The sequence below is a fragment of the Nonomuraea recticatena genome (genome assembly GCF_039533245.1).
Classification (GTDB): Bacteria; Actinomycetota; Actinomycetes; order Streptosporangiales; family Streptosporangiaceae; genus Nonomuraea; species Nonomuraea roseola.
On the sequence record NZ_BAAATE010000004.1, the window covers coordinates 435,272 to 449,924 of the forward strand.

Below are 14,653 nucleotides of genomic sequence, written 5' to 3' on the forward strand. Positions count from 1 at the left end.
CTGATCCGCACAGCATCGGCCCGGCGAGCCCCTCGTGGCATGCGGCACGAGATGACGGGGATCGGGCCCGGTGCCGCTCCCTGATGGACCCGCCGGGGCTGGAAGGCACGGCGATGTGAGCCTGCGCCACATCACATCGCCGTGCCGGTCAATGGAGCCCGCGGATCACACGGGCTCAGCCTGCGGAGCGCGCTCCGCGCCACTCATGCGCTCCCGGTAGAGCGGGGCGATCAGCGCCGCCGCTTCGGACAGGCGGTCGAGCGGGAGTTCCCGCCACTGGCCGTTCTTCATCGGCCACCGGACGCCTCGCCGCACCCCGACGAAGACCACCAGGCCTGGCGCAAGGCTGAGGAAGGGCTCCTCGGTCAGGTACCAGACATCCCGGTCCTCGGTTGGCACCCCTGCCGTCTCCAGTTCCTCGCGCAATCGGGCAAGCGCCTCATCGACGGTCATGTCAACACTCCCGCCGTACGCCTCCGCCGCCGCGAGCGCCGCCCAGGCCTGGTCGCGGACGGTCTTGTCGCCGACCTCGGGACCGTGACGGGGAGAATGTGAAGGCGCTGCTCGACCGCCCTCGCCCGTTGTTCCAGCTCCACGGCGGTGGCCGCCTCGATGTGCGGGAGTCCGCGGGCCTTGGGAAGCGCCCAGAAGCTCCCGGTCTGCTCGCCGTACCATATCGTCCAGCCTGGGAGCCGCGCCGCGAGCATTCGCGTGTCGTTCTCGTTCATCGGTGGCCTCGTATCGCCGGGAATCGGGTTACTCCCAGTAGAGGGCCTGCGCACGGGCGGGCGGAGGGTGACAATGGGGAGCACCGGCGGACACGCAAAGCACTCGGGCGAGTACGGAGGCGAACCGTGGAGTCACCCCGATGGGCCGCCCGGATCCGCGCCGAACGCAAGGACCGGCTCTGGGACACGCACAGCATGGCCCGTCGCCTTCGCGAGGCCGCAGGCGACAATGGGCGGGATCTTCCCGATCACGAGGCGCTGGTGCGCTCGATCCGGAGGTGGGAGTCCGGGAAGATCGCAGCGCTGAGCGAGCGCTACAGGCTGCTGTTCTGCCGCACCTTCGGGCTGAGCGAAGCCGACCTCTTCAACCCAGACGCCCCCGAGCCTGTGGCTGTGCCCCGTTCCTCCCGGCCTTTGACTGACTGTCACGACCTCGAGGCCATGGCATCCTTCCGCGGCGCCGATCGCCAGGTCGGCGGCGGCCATCTGTACGCCACGGTGCTCGGATACCTCGAACGCGACGTCGCCCCTCGACTCTTCGGCGGCTCGGACGGCACTTCGACCTTCGTAGCCGCGGCGGCGTTCACCGAGATGGCCGGATGGATGGCCCACGACGCCGGGCAGGACGGCCTCGCAGGACATCACTTCGCCCGCGCGCTCGACCTCGCGGGCGTCGGTGGTGATCGGCAACTCGAAGCTCACATCCTCGGCAGCATGAGCCACCTCTCCCGGCACCTCGGGAAAGGCAGTGACGCCGTACGGCTCGCACAGCGCGGAACCACAATGCTGACCGAGAGCCGTACGGCCGCGTCGGCCATGCGAGCCCGGTTGCTGAGCATGGCCGCGCGAGGCTTCGCTGAGCTGCAAGATTCCGGCGAGTGCTCCCGGCTCCTGACGGAGGCCGAGCACACGCTCCAACGCGAACCGGCCGCCATCTCCCCGTGGGCCGGACCGTTCGACCACGGCACCCTCTCCCTCGACGCCGCCCGGTCCATGGTCGCGCTAGGGCAGCTGTCCGCAGCCCGCCGTCAGGTTGAGCAGGCCATCGCGCTACGACCAACCAGCCGCACTGCCCGAAGCCGCGCACTGGGGCAGCTCGTGCTCGTGAACGTGCTGCTCGAGACCGGCGAACTCGACGAGGCATGCAACGTGATGCGCGAAGTGATTGAGGGGACTCAGACGTTGAGTTCGCTCGTCGTCACCCGGCAACTGGCCAAGGTTCGTGGGCAGCTGGAGGCGTACCGTGGAGTGGAGATGGCGGTGGACTGCCTCGCCGTACTAGATCGAGCACTGAGGGAGCGGCGGTGGCAGTACGAGTGGGGAGGAGCTCGTCGTGAACCCGGAGACTCCGCTCTACGAGCGTGACCCCGAGGCATGGAACGCCTATCTGGCGGAGGGAAATGCGAAGCAGCCGCGAAAGCGTGTGGGCGCGGATGTGCTGATCAAAGACGAGCACGGGCGCATCTTACTCGTAAACCCTAGATATAAGCCCGACTGGGATCTTCCGGGAGGAATGGCCGAGGCAAACGAGTCCCCCGCAGCAGCGGCCCGCCGAGAGATCCAGGAAGAACTCGGCCTGGGCTTGGAGATCGGACGCCTCCTGGTGGTGGACTGGGTTCCGCCCCATGGTCCCTGGGACGACTCACTCATGTTCATCTTCGAGGGCGGGACGGTGACGGAGGGCGTGCGGCCGGTCGACGACGAAGTGGGTGAGGCACGCTTCGTACACGTCACCGAGGCTCGGGACCTTCTCCGCCCATACGTGTGGCGCAGACTTCAGGCAGCGTTGGACGTCCCGGCCTATCTCGAACACGGCCATCTTGTTACCGGTCACGAACCACCGGATCGGAGGACCACCGGGTCAGACCTGCGATCTGAAGCCTGACCGCCTGAATCTAAGGCTGCTTTCAGGAAGACGAGCTTCTCCCGCAGCTCGGCGTTCTCCCGCTCCAACTCCCGCAGCCGCGCCCGAACAGGGCCCTGCCAGCGGCTGATCGGTCTCGGGCCGGGCATGCCCGGTGCAGCGTCGCCCAGTTGTTGAGCGTGCTGGTGTTCATGTCGAACTCCTGGGCCACCGACGCGATCGACCGGCCTTCCAGCACCATACGAACGGCTTCCTGCTTGAACTCAGGCGGGAAGCCATGACGAGGTCTTGCCGCGGACCCTTACCCTTTCAAACTAATTGTCAGCTTATGCTGCTGACTGTCCGGAATTCTCAGGGCGCCTCATCCTCCCTTGCTGCACCAAAGTGATGAGATCCGATTATTGGCAACCTTTGTGTCTGTGTGGTCGATGAGCGTCCCGAGCTGTACGGTCGGGCGCATGACCGACCAGCATGCGCACGCGGACACCGCACAGAGAGCCGATAGCGATGCCCTTCCGGTCCCTGCGCCGTCGCCTCCACATGCCACAGAACTCCTCCTGGAAGTCGGCGAGCGCAAGATCCTTCAATTCGAGCAGAAGAAGAAAATCACCGCGATAGCTGAGCTCGTATGGAACTCTCTCGACGCCAATGCGACATCGGTCGTCGTGGAACTGCGCCGCAATGAGACCGGCGCCATCACGGAGATCGTGGTGACGGACAACGGCCATGGGATCACCCCGAAACGCGCACGTGAATCGTTCAGGGAGTACGGCGCATCCTGGAAAGCGACCAAGACCCATACCGCGGGAAACAAGCGGATCCTCCATGGCCGACTGGGGGAAGGGCGTCTGTACGTCTTCGCGCTCGGCAACGAGTTCGTCTGGGACAGCGTTGCTCTCGTAGACGGCAAACCGGTCGCGACCCACATCACCGCTGATGTCCACCGCGCGACGAAGTGGCATGTGGGCGAGCCGACCGCAACTACCGCTGGGCCCGGCACGACCGTCCGTATCCGAGTACCTGACGACAGGAGACTTCGTCCTCTGGAGGCGAGCGACGCCGCCGCCAACCTTACCGCCAAGCTCGCGTTCTATCTCAAGGCCTATCCAGAAGCCGTGGTCGAGTACGACAGAGTTCGCCTGAACCCCGACGAGATCATGGAAGCATCACGGGATCTGCCCCTGGAGCTACCCGAGGAGTACGCCCAGGACTCTCCCGCTCCCTACATCACCTTCGTGGAGTGGAAGGAGCGGATGACGGATCGCAAGATGCTTGTCTGCAACTCCGACGGCATAGCACTCACCGAATACGGCGACGACTGGACCGACACCGTGGTCAGCTTCACACCGTATTTGCGCTCAAATCGCTTCAACGATCTAGCGATCGCCGACCTCCACATGCTGACGATGACGCATAGTCCCCTCCTCGACGCAGCGACGAAGGCGATCCGGGATCACCTACGCGAGCGGAATAAGGAGATCGAGACGCAGGTCGTCCGCCAGCTCAAGGATGAGGGGATCTATCCGTACGGGGCCGACAACCCGAGCCCGACCCAGGAAGTCGAGCGTCGCACCTTCGACGTCGTGGTCACCGTTGCACGCAACGCTCTCCCTCAGCGCGGCACCGCGAGAAGATTGTCCGTCAACCTCATCCGCTCCGCCTTGGAGCGCGGACCTGGAGATCTCCAGAAAATCCTCAACAGCGTCTTGTCCCTGAACGACGAGGACCGCGGCAACCTAGCCCGACTTCTCGATCGCACCGAGCTGTCCGACGTCATCGGGGCCGCCGCGACGGTGGCCAATCGCCTCGACTTCATCGGCGGCCTCCGGAAGATCTTCGCCAGCGATCAACTTCGCGAAGAGCTCAAAGAGGTCGACGAGCTCCACCCCATGATCTCCCAGAACCTGTGGCTGTTCGGCGAGGAGTGGACCCTTGCGCGTCCCGAGGTCGGCCTGACAGGAGTTCTCAGAGCCCACCTTGGTCTCCTCGGAGAGGACGCCGCTCTGGAGACTCAGCTCAACACTGTGCGACGCGAAGACGGCCGAAGCGGCAGAGTCGACATTGTCTTGTTCCGCGGCATCGGCGACGAGCGTTCCACCGAGAGGCTCGTGATCGAGCTAAAACGCCCTTCCGTGATCGTCGGCAGGAAGGAGCTGGATCAGGTCAAGTCCTACGCTCGCGCCATCATCGACAATCCCCAGTACAGAGGAACGAAGACTAGGTGGAGCTTCTACTTGGTCACCTATGAGTTCCACGACCAGATCCTCCGCGATATCAGGCAGCAGGGTAGACCGGATGGCCTCGCAGACCATCAACCTGAGTACGACGTGTGGGTGAAGAGCTGGGGCGAAATCCTCGACGCCGCCGAGCGGAAGTTGTCGTTCTTCCAGCGCCAACTCAACTACGAGGCCACTGACGAAAGGGTGACCCAGCACCTGGTAGCCAGCTATGAGCGCTACATTCCAGAGTCACTACGCCCGGCCGACTCAGGTTCCCTCGCCGCAAATGGCCTCCTGCCCGACCCAGCTACGGCAACAGAGACCCATCGAGACAATGTGGACGCCTAGGCCGTGTTTTCAAAAGGGTCTTTGAGGGCTTGCGGCGTGGCGGTCATCGATAAACGACGAGGTCTCCGGTAGTTGGTTCAACGACCAAGAAGAAGCAAGTACCGGAGACCTCGTGGCCAGCGTAGCGGTGACGAGGCGGCACGACCTGACCGATGGGCAATGGGCAGCGTTGGAGCCGCTGTTACCCGCGCCTTCGGGCCGCGGTCGTCCGCCGAAGTGGAGCAGGCGGCAGTTGATCGACGCAATCCGGTGGCGGATCCGGACCGGCGCGCCGTGGCGGGACGTGCCTGAGCTTTATGCGCCCTGGTCGACGGTGTATGGCCGGTTCCGCCGCTGGCAGCGTGATGGCACCTGGGCGAAGATCCTGGCCGCGTTGCAGGCGCACGCGGACGCCGCCGGGAAGATCGGCTGGACGGTGAGTGTGGACTCCACCATCAGCCGGGCCCATCAGCATGCCGCTGGGGCGCGCCGGGACGCTCACCTGCAGAAGGAACCGCCCGGCGGGGTGCACAACGAACCGGACGATCATGCGCTGGGCCGTTCACGCGGTGGGCTGAGCACCAAGACACACCTGGTCTGCGAACAGGGCCGCAAACCCCTGGCTCTGCTGGTGACGGCCGGTCAGCGGGGTGACAGCCCGCAGTTCATCCCCGTGCTGAACAAGATCCGCATCAGCCGACCAGGTGGCGGCCGGCCCCGGACTCGTCCCGATCGGGTCCTGGCCGACAAGGCCTACACCAGCAAGGCCAACCGCGGCCATCTACGCCGGCGTGGGATCAAGGCGTGCATCCCGAGCAAGGCCGACCAGGACGCTCACCGGCGCGCGAAGGGTTCCACGGGCGGGCGGCCTCCCGCCTTCGATGTCGCCCTCTACCGTCAGCGTCATGCTGTGGAATGCGGCATCAACCAGCTCAAACAGAACCGTGCCATGGCCACGCGGTATGACAAGCTCGCCGTCCGCTTCGAGGCCACACTCACCATCGCCGCGATCAACGGATGGCTCCGCGCCTTATGAAACACGGCCTAGTCGAGGCCCAGAATCCTCTTCAATTCTGATTGCTTCATGAAGCGATGCTTCTTATTGCGAGCAGTGTTGAAGATGATGGTAGGAATGAAGGACGTATCAAGGTGCAGTGAGTTGAGCTTGTAGGTATCTACATTACCGATCTTGCCGGTCTCAATATCCAATCCCAGTTCTCGGAGCTCCCGTACCCGCCGCTCAGTATGTACGGAGTCACCCGCGACCACCCGGATCAGGGTTCCTGGGACCTCTTCTCCCTGCCGTTGCAGCAGCAAGAGGAAGAGCTTCTCGTGGAGGTGCGAACCGAACGGGACGCCCAGATACTCCTCCGGCACCTTGCCCCCGAACTGCTCCTGCATCAGCTCTGCGAGTCTCTCGCGCAGTTGATGGAACGTCTCGCAGCCTCCACCCAGCTCGATAGACATCCGCGCTTCCATCGCCTCGGCGAGGATCCGCTTGCTATAGAGGTAGACGTCGATCAAGTCTTGCGTAGGCCCGTTTCGTTCGAGCTGTGCGAGCAGGTCTTTGACGCCTTGCACGGCGTCAGGGCGGAGGCGGCTCCAGGCGTCATGGGAATCAGCTTGGGTGGGGGGCACCTATGTCTCCAGTCAACGAGAGGGGAGATTCGGAGGGTACCGCAGAATATGGGCGTCTTCACCGGCATCCTGAATGGCTTCCACGTCCCCCAGCCATTCGCGCAGGAACTGCGCTCCCTGGACATCCTCACGCCCAGCTCTGAGGAAGGTCACCTTGCTGCCGAGCCGGATTCGTGGTGAGTTAGCGTCGGCGTTGCCTAGCTTCTCTTGGAGGTCCAGCCCCGCTGCGAATCGCCGGATGTCAGAGACGAAGTCGAGGACGATGACGCGGTCCTTGCCGGGTGAGAGCCGCAGCCCCCGGCCAAGCTGTTGGACGAAGATGCGCCGACTGTGCGTAACTCTCTGAAAGACAACGATGTTGACGTCAGGTACGTCTACTCCCTCGTTCAGAATGTCGACTGCGCAGACAATCCCAGTGCGACCATCAGCGAAGTCCCACAGCGCGCGGCTGCGCGTCGGCATGTCCATCGCCTTGCCGTCGCTGCGCCTGGACGCGATCACGGCCGCAGCTGTGAAGCCAAGCGCGTTAATCCGCCCCGCCATACGCTCGGCGTGGTCGATCGTGCCGCAGAAGACGATGCCACGAGGGTTCTTCTGCTCCCGCCAGACCTGAGCGAGCCGTTCAACGACGGCGTCATCCCACTCGTCAATGAACAAGGTCCGGTTGATGCCCCGAGGAGACAGCGCGGGCAGCTCCACGGAGAGTCCTCGAGCGAGTGCCTCCCAGTCGATGTTATCGGTGTACATCCGGTAATCGACGTTGGAGAGGTACCCCTCACGCAGCCCTCTGACGAGATCAACATCGGCAACTGGGTAGTCGAACCAGCGTCTGAGGTCCGTGCCATCCGGACGCCATGGAGTGGCAGTCATCCCTACCAGGAAGGCTCCACCATCACCTGCAGAGAGTTCGCCCAGGACCGCGTCATATGCACGAGTTCCAAGGTGATGGCACTCATCAACGACGACAAGGTTGAAGGGCGGCAGCTCCCGACCCGCCTTCACGGCTGTGGCCACGCTATCAACGCAGGCAAAGACAATATCGAGCTCGCCGAGTGTGGCCGGATTGGGGCGCTCGTGTCCGTTCCACACCCCGGTGGACATGGAACTTGGGAGCATCGGCCAAAATGCCCGCTCCAACTGGTACACGAGCTCGTTGCGATGGGCAAGGACAAGAGTGCGGGCTCCCGGCCGAAGTGCACTGAACCGGCGATGGAACTCGGCGGCAACGACCGTCTTACCCAGCCCCGTAGCGAGAGACACCAGGGCACTCCGAGAGCTGTTGACAAACTCGGCAGTGATCCGATCCACAGCTTGCGCTTGGTAAGACCGCAGCTCGTACCTTTCTGGAAACCGCTTTGCCGCCGCCGCTTCGGGGATACGCTCCGCTTGACGCCTGAGGGTCTTCCGGTCCCAGAGCTGCAGGAGCAGCCCCTGCGTCGCAAGCTCCTGCTGCTGTGCACGCACGACCGGTTCGAAGCCATTGAGGCTGACCAGTACCGGAATATCTGCTTCATAGCGGTGGCATGCCGCAATGGTCTCTGCGACTACAGCAGCGCCAACTGGTTGGGCCCAGCGTTTTGCCTGGAAAAGCCATCGACGCCCATGCAGGGTGCCGATAACGTCCGCACCACCATCTCCGGATGCCCCGACGCGCTGGATCGATTCATACCCGAGTCCCAGCAGCAGGCGTTCTACAACTCGCTCAAATGCCTGCCACCCTGTGTCGTCAAGCAGCCTATCGGTGACGATTCGCTGAGTCATGCGAGCTTGTCACCGAGAAACTCTGCCGCTGCCCGAGCTCGGACAATGAGCAGTCGCTCGGGCTGCTGATAGCGTAGATACGAAGCGCAGTCCTCAAGGCAACGCAAATACTTAGTCTTCAGCTCAGCCTGCAATGCTTCAGCGGCTACCCGGGGGACTTGAGGTTCGGTTGGCCATGGATCGCTCCATATATTGCCGTCGAACCAAGAGGAGGGATAGCGGCCAAAGAAGGCCGCCAATGTCTCTGGGGAGCAGTATTTGAGGTAGCCGCCGGTCTTGAGCCGTCCCAGCTCAGCCAAGTCTATATCGGCACTGATCATCTCAGTCGCCATAGCGGACTGTTGGCCGGGGTCAAGCTCCTCGTAAAAATCCTCTGTGTGTCCAATATCGACCACCCGATCAACAATATTGGAGAACAGAGCCCTTATTGCTTGACGAACAGTTTCGGCGTTCTCGGCTACCAGATCTCCCCATCCTTGCATAAGCAGGTCGGAGGTGAGGATGGCCATTGAGTGCCCCGGGCGGCCAGCCAGATCCTGGTGAACGCTATATACATACTGCGCCGCCTCGGACGCTACAAGGTACGCCGGCCGGATGCCGTTGGCGAATAGAGGGTGCCCCAGATGCAGATAGACAGTCATCCGACCAGTTGCACGCTCCACCACTAGGGGGACTGCCGGCTGCCCGAAGCTAATGAGAATCTGGCGATGAATGTTACGGACTACGATATCGAGCGGCGTGGAATTCTTCCCGTTGCAGAGCACGATTGAGAGCCCAGAGACACTGAGTTCTGAATTATCCTGGGCTTCTGTTTCCAGGATCGCCACACTGGCCGGGTGAGGGTCCCCTTCGCGCTGACCGCACGACGTGCACTCTTCGACTCCAGCGTTGTTGCTGGAGTCGCAGAATGGGCACTTCCAAGGGAACATAACCTGAGGCTTCTGATCTGCACCGCATTCCGGGCAGACATCCGCGTTCCTCAGGATGAGGGCACCGCAGTCTGCTCGCAAACAGTTTTTGCCGGCGAAAATCGCCGAGCAATTGCCGCAGCTCTCGACGCCACGGATATTCTGGAAGCCGCACTGCTCGCATTCCGGGAGATCCTCTACAGGTGGCTCGTTGGCAGTCTCTACCAGCTCCCACCACTTGGCATCATCGTAATATCCTTCTTGCCGGTTGAGGAACCTGTTGTAGTAGGCTTCCTCGACATCGCGGCCGATACGTACTGCCTTGCGTTTGACCTCGTCATAAATGCCCATATACATGTCGGCACGACCAAAGTTTCGGACCTTCCGATACCCTTGGAATAGCCTGGAGATCGGAGTCGTATTTGACATACCTTCAGGCCACTGACTGGGCAGCAGTGAGTCACCCCGCAGGAATCTAAGTGCAGTAATCCACTCTTCGGTCGAGATCTGGAAGTTTTGCTTCTGAAAGTCGACGGGGACGTGGTCTAGATGGACCTCTCCAACAATTCTGCCATATTGCTGGTCGATCGGATACTCACGCTCAGCGGTTCCTTTGACCTCGTCATGGTAGGTGAAGAATGCATCCTTCTCATCAGTCCGAATTGCTCGTCCATTTCTGATGAGATCGATGCCAAACTGCGTCGCATCATCAAAACGTTGGATGCCCACCCACCCGTGAATCCGCTCGGCAACTGATCTGCTTTCATTTCCTCCACATCGAGGGCATACAGCCTCTCCGTTGAAGTCGGCTCCATCCTTCAGGCAGCGGCGGGCACGGGTCAGCTCCTCATCGAAGCTGATCCTGGCCGGAATTCTTCCGTGCCCTGCGCGTTCGACATATCGTTCCTCGGACCAGACACAGTGCTCGAATCCCCGGCATAGCTCGTCATTCACTGTCATCTTGATTCCGACCTCGGCAGCACCACGCAACAACGTTGCGTAACGACGGCCCAACCGCTCGCGCAAGGTCTTCTTGGGCATCCTGGCTACTTCGCGGATGAATCCGTGATTGGCGTCCCCCTGAGGCCACCATCCGCGGACCTCTACAATGGTGCCGTGCTGTAGCCCTGGCGGCCGATCGATAACCTCTGCAGTTACCTCGAACTTCCGCTCCTTGATCAGCCGTGGTAGGTCAAGGGTTACCCGCAGGCCCTGGTCTTCTCCCGCTCGCACCGATATCACCTGGGTGATCCTGCCGAGCTTGCCTGTCGCGATGTTGAAGCCCATGCCAAACAGGCCGAGGGTGTCGAAATGGTTCTTGGAAGTAAACCCCGCGCGCATCGCGTTGGCTATCTGCTCCGCAGTCAAGCCTGGCCCGGTGTCCCGCACACGGATGAGGCCTTCTCCCCGATCTACCGCGGTCAATCCCGGAATCTCGATGATCACATGCCTGACCGGCGACGGATGCCCCTCTATCTCTGCGGCGCGAAACGAGTCGATGGCGTTGTCGATCAATTCGCTGAGGGCATCGAGCGGAGAGATCGGTGTCCGGGTCAGAGCCACCAGGACCTCTGGTGTGGGAGTGATATCGAGCAGCTTGTACGCCATGAGTTCCCATTACTTGAGCGGATTGCCGGTCTGTCTGTGCGTACCTAGAGGTCAGGTCACGTTGGGGCCTGGTCAGGTGCTCCAAAGCCCGTAGCACTGCCATGGCGGTGCGCCAGCCGCAGCAGGATCGTTCGATCTACTTGCGGGCTGATCTGGAGGATCGAGGCAAACCATGGCGCGATGAACATCGAGAGGTATGGGAATTCGCCGCTGCGAACAATGTCCGAAGCCCGGAGCCAGCCAGGACCGGGTTTCGCCTCGGGCTTCAGGACCGCCTGAAGATCAAAGAGTGGCTCCCCTTCCCTGGTCGGCCGTATCCCCAGATCACGAGTAGTCCCGATCAGCCACCATTGGAAGAGCCTGTCGGAGGGGCGCCCTAGTGCCTGCCGGATTGCGTTGCTGGACAATCCCGCAGAGCGGTAGGCATCGAGGACGAGTTCCTCGGGCGGGTCCTGGCCCGCCAGGTCCTTGGGCGAGACGAAGAGTTGCTCCTCCTCGTCCTGAGGAGCGGGCCGATTAAGTTCGTCGATCGTGCTGCTCGCGATTTCAGCACCTAGAAACTCCCTGATTCCTGCATAGAATCCCGCCGGGCCGACCAAGAGCAGCCGGCTATTTGTCCGCCGCTCGAACTCGTCGATCAAGTCAGGCCAAGGCCGTTGACTGTTGCCGAAGCCCTCCGCTTGATACCAGTCCTCCTTGCCGTCCCTCGACGCAAGGATGACCCTTGCTCCATCAGGAAGCGATCGGGCATGTTGAATCAGCTCTTCCCAGAGGAGGTAGTCCCCGGCCGCGGACAGCTCCGTGCCTTTGCCCAGGTCAGAAAAGCCAGGCGGGACCTTGTTGGGGAATCGGAACGCCGTGGCATGCTCAACGCGCTCCTTTAACTCCGACTCACTTGGCGGCTCGCCGATTGCGTCCCCGAACAATGCGGCAATCTGCGGGAGCAGGGTGTCCGACCCTTCAGAGAAGGTCGCCGCCCCGAAGTCGTCCTCGTCTTTGATTCCCCTTGCCTTCGCGAGAAGCGTGGAGCGCCACGAGTCTGTCAGTGCTGTGAACTCCTCTTTCGTGATCAGCTCGTCAAGTTCAGCTGCACCTTCACTACCTGCATAGTCTTCCAGGAGCTTCTTTACTCGCGAAGTAGCACCGGATACCTGCCGCCATGCCGCCTCAAAGGCTTCTGTCACCTCCCGGGGCGCCCGAGTTAGTTCGTCAATCCGCCCCTTGATAGCGCCAGCCCGGCCCCGCACGAACTCCAATCCGACCTGATGGGGCATCCACAGCCGACGGCGATGCCACCCGTGGAACGACCGGTAACGCGACCACCGCGGCGAAGCCGTGGCCGGACCCGTCCGGGCGTGGCAGGCCGTCCTCCAGGCGCAGTTCGCCCCCTGCCGCCCCGACCAGATCCGCGCAGATCGCCAGCCCCAGTCCCGTCCCTGACACGTTCTGGTGCCGCGGCGACCGCCAGAACCGCTGGATTGCCTGGGCCCGCTCGGACGCGTCCATCCCCTGGCCATCGTCACGGACAGCGATCGTGACCACACCTCCGGCCGCGGAGGCGTCGCCGCGTCCGTCACCTGCACCACCGCCATGTCCTACGCAAACACCACCGACGTGCCCGGCCTCCGCACCACCGCCGTGCCCGGCGCAAACACCACCGACGTGTCCGGCGCCCGCGCCACCCGGCACGACTCGGGCGGTCACCTCCACCACCTGCGCGTCCGATAGTCGTAGCGCGTTGCTGATCAGTTCGTCCAGGATGCTGCCCAGTCCGCCCGACGGCTCCAGCAGCCGCAGTCCCGGCGGCACGTCGACCCTCAGTGTCTGCCCGGCCGTCGCCGTCAACGCCCGCCACCGGTCCACCCGGGTCGCCAGCACCGCGTCGAGATCCACCGGCGACGTCGTCCTAATGCTCTCCATCCGCGCACTGGCCTGCAGCGAGTTCAGCATCCGCTGCATCGCCTTCAGCTCGTCGACGGCGACGTCGTACACCTGCCGCCCGTCGCCGGCCGCGCGCAGGTGCGGTTCCAGGCTCTCCACCGCCAGCCTGAGGCTGGTCAGCGGGTTGCGCAACTGGTGCGACGCGTCGGACACGAACGCCCGCTGCCGCTGCACGGCGTTCTCGACCGCGTCCATCATGGTGTTAAAGGACTCCGCCAGTCGCCGCAGCTCGACAGGGCCTGCCTCGGCGTCCGCCCGGGTGGTGAGGTCGCCCTGTGAGATCCGCGAGCTCGCGGCGTCCAGCTCCCGCACCGGTCGCAGCACCCACGCCGACACCGGCCAGGCGACGGCCACCAGCGCGATCAGCGGCAGCAGTCCGAGCCCGGCGAGCCTGGCCCATCGCACGAGGATGCGACAGCGTGTCTTCGACAGGTCGGAGATCGTCACGACGGCGCCGACGACCTCGCTGTCCCGGCCCACCGGCTCGGCGACCACGAGTGCGGAGTCGTCCCACGGCGCCCATTCCCCTGACGGTTCGGACCTCGCCCCTGCCAGGGCCGCGGTCACGATCCGGGGCAGCGCCGGCTCGGCGCGCGCCGCCTCCTGGTACGCGCCGGCGGGTCCGAGCAGCACCGTTCCTGATGTGTCGATCACCGCGGCCGGGATGCCGTACAGCTCGCGGTAGCGCGCCAGCTCCTGGTGGAGCGCCTCGGTCCGCCCGGTGGACAGCGCGGTCTCGGCCAGCGACGCGAACCGGCCGACGTCGTTGAGCCGGTCGACGTAGGTCTCCTGCATCTCCCGCTCGGCCACGGTGACGCTGAGCGGCACCCCGAGCGCCACGACGAGCAGCACCGCGAGGGGCACCAGGATGGCGAGCAGGCGACGGTGCACGGCGGGTCAGCCGGTCGGCTCCGGCCGGTCGGCCAGGAGCCGATAGCCGACCCCGTGGATCGTGCGGATGAGCACGGCAGGCCCGAGCTTGTGCCGTAACGCCGCGATGTGGGTGTCCAGGGTGCGGCTCGAGGACTCCCAGGTCGCGCCCCAGATCTGGTCGAGGATGACGTCGCGGCTCACCACGTTCGGCGCCCGCCTGGCCAGCAGCAGGAGCAGCTCGAACTCCTTGCGGGTCAGCGCCACGGGCGCACCGTCGACGGCGACTTCGCGGGTGCCGACGCCGATCCGCATCGGGCCGACGGCGAGCGGCTCGTCCGGGTGGCTCAGTGCGCGGGCCACCCGGGTGCGCCGTAGGACGGCGTCGATCCGGGCCAGCAACTCCGGGATGCCGAACGGCTTCACGATGTAGTCGTCGGCGCCGGCGCGCAGGCCGCGGACCCGTTCGTGCTCCTCCGACCGTGCCGTCACGGCGATGACGGCGGTCTCCGGGCGGTCACGCAGCTTGCGGATCACGTCGAGCCCGTCGCCGTCGGGCAGACCCAGGTCGACGAGGACCACGTCGGACGGGGCGGCGCGCACGGCCTCCGCGGCCGTGGCGATGCGGTGGACCTCGAAGCCCGCCTGCGCCAGGACGGTCACCAGACCCCGCGCCACGCGGTCGTCATCCTCGATGATGGTGATCCGCATACCGGCGGATTGTACGGCCCGGCTCCACGCTAGCGGCAGTCCTTCAGTTCTTGGGATTACCCTGACACTATCCGCGTC

Annotated in this window: 11 protein-coding genes and 1 pseudogene; 4 read left to right on the plus strand and 8 right to left on the minus strand. The window is 63.8% G+C overall.

Annotated elements, in window-relative coordinates; genetic code table 11:
- Nucleotides 1-165: 165 nt before the first annotated feature.
- Complete coding sequence (locus tag ABFX50_RS11045) at nucleotides 166-453, minus strand: hypothetical protein (protein ID WP_346145567.1); 288 nt, start codon at nucleotides 451-453, stop codon at nucleotides 166-168.
- Between the two features lie 470 nt (nucleotides 454-923).
- Here ABFX50_RS11045 and ABFX50_RS11050 point away from each other — a divergent pair, with 470 nt between their 5' ends.
- On the plus strand, nucleotides 924-2,093 hold the full coding sequence (locus ABFX50_RS11050) for an NsdA family TPR-like regulatory protein (protein WP_346145568.1): 1,170 nt from the start codon (nucleotides 924-926) through the stop codon (nucleotides 2,091-2,093).
- Complete coding sequence (locus ABFX50_RS11055) at nucleotides 2,062-2,613, plus strand: NUDIX domain-containing protein (RefSeq protein ID WP_346145569.1); 552 nt, start codon at nucleotides 2,062-2,064, stop codon at nucleotides 2,611-2,613. The genes ABFX50_RS11050 and ABFX50_RS11055 overlap by 32 nt, the downstream gene beginning before the upstream one ends.
- A 22-nt stretch (nucleotides 2,614-2,635) precedes the next feature.
- Here the strand turns inward: ABFX50_RS11055 and ABFX50_RS51310 are convergent.
- A pseudogene (locus tag ABFX50_RS51310) lies at nucleotides 2,636-2,875 on the minus strand (transposase); the annotation flags it as partial.
- Nucleotides 2,876-3,050: 175 nt separating this feature from the next.
- Here ABFX50_RS51310 and ABFX50_RS11060 point away from each other — a divergent pair.
- Nucleotides 3,051-5,159 (plus strand): ATP-binding protein, encoded by a 2,109-nt coding sequence (locus ABFX50_RS11060; RefSeq protein ID WP_346145571.1) that lies wholly within the window; start codon nucleotides 3,051-3,053, stop codon nucleotides 5,157-5,159.
- A 127-nt stretch (nucleotides 5,160-5,286) separates the two neighbouring features.
- The gene (locus ABFX50_RS11065) at nucleotides 5,287-6,174 is read left to right on the plus strand and encodes an IS5 family transposase (protein ID WP_346145704.1); all 888 of its coding nucleotides are present in this window, start codon (nucleotides 5,287-5,289) and stop codon (nucleotides 6,172-6,174) included.
- An 8-nt stretch (nucleotides 6,175-6,182) separates the two neighbouring features.
- Here ABFX50_RS11065 and ABFX50_RS11070 read toward each other — a convergent pair whose 3' ends face one another.
- From ABFX50_RS11070 to ABFX50_RS11095, 6 genes are read right to left on the minus strand one after another with little or no spacing between them, the layout of a single operon-like run.
- Nucleotides 6,183-6,776, minus strand: coding sequence for a hypothetical protein (locus ABFX50_RS11070; protein ID WP_346145573.1), 594 nt, complete (start codon nucleotides 6,774-6,776; stop codon nucleotides 6,183-6,185).
- A 12-nt stretch (nucleotides 6,777-6,788) separates the two neighbouring features.
- Nucleotides 6,789-8,537 (minus strand): DEAD/DEAH box helicase family protein, encoded by a 1,749-nt coding sequence (locus ABFX50_RS11075; RefSeq protein WP_346145575.1) that lies wholly within the window; start codon nucleotides 8,535-8,537, stop codon nucleotides 6,789-6,791.
- Nucleotides 8,534-11,053 (minus strand): ATP-binding protein, encoded by a 2,520-nt coding sequence (locus ABFX50_RS11080; protein WP_346145577.1) that lies wholly within the window; start codon nucleotides 11,051-11,053, stop codon nucleotides 8,534-8,536. The genes ABFX50_RS11075 and ABFX50_RS11080 overlap by 4 nt, the downstream gene beginning before the upstream one ends.
- A 56-nt stretch (nucleotides 11,054-11,109) precedes the next feature.
- Nucleotides 11,110-12,327, minus strand: coding sequence for a PIN-like domain-containing protein (locus ABFX50_RS11085; RefSeq protein WP_346145579.1), 1,218 nt, complete (start codon nucleotides 12,325-12,327; stop codon nucleotides 11,110-11,112).
- Nucleotides 12,263-13,885 (minus strand): sensor histidine kinase, encoded by a 1,623-nt coding sequence (locus tag ABFX50_RS11090; protein ID WP_346145581.1) that lies wholly within the window; start codon nucleotides 13,883-13,885, stop codon nucleotides 12,263-12,265. Before ABFX50_RS11090 ends, ABFX50_RS11085 begins: the two co-directional genes overlap by 65 nt.
- Nucleotides 13,886-13,891: 6 nt before the next feature.
- Nucleotides 13,892-14,575: a response regulator transcription factor gene (locus ABFX50_RS11095; protein WP_346145582.1), complete on the minus strand. Its 684-nt coding sequence runs from the start codon at nucleotides 14,573-14,575 to the stop codon at nucleotides 13,892-13,894.
- Between the last annotated feature and the right edge of the window lie 78 nt (nucleotides 14,576-14,653).

Bases quoted from the DNA above. Each gene is read 5' to 3' on its own strand.
- ABFX50_RS11050 (WP_346145568.1), top strand. From the start codon at position 924: ATGGCCCGTCGCCTTCGCGAGGCCGCAGGCGACAATGGGCGGGATCTT.
- ABFX50_RS11060 (WP_346145571.1), top strand. From the start codon at position 3,051: ATGACCGACCAGCATGCGCACGCGGACACCGCACAGAGAGCCGATAGC.
- ABFX50_RS11045 (WP_346145567.1), bottom strand. From the start codon at position 453: ATGACCGTCGATGAGGCGCTTGCCCGATTGCGCGAGGAACTGGAGACG.
- ABFX50_RS11085 (WP_346145579.1), bottom strand. From the start codon at position 12,327: ATGCCCCATCAGGTCGGATTGGAGTTCGTGCGGGGCCGGGCTGGCGCT.
- ABFX50_RS11075 (WP_346145575.1), bottom strand. From the start codon at position 8,537: ATGACTCAGCGAATCGTCACCGATAGGCTGCTTGACGACACAGGGTGG.
- ABFX50_RS11080 (WP_346145577.1), bottom strand. From the start codon at position 11,053: ATGGCGTACAAGCTGCTCGATATCACTCCCACACCAGAGGTCCTGGTG.
- ABFX50_RS11095 (WP_346145582.1), bottom strand. From the start codon at position 14,575: ATGCGGATCACCATCATCGAGGATGACGACCGCGTGGCGCGGGGTCTG.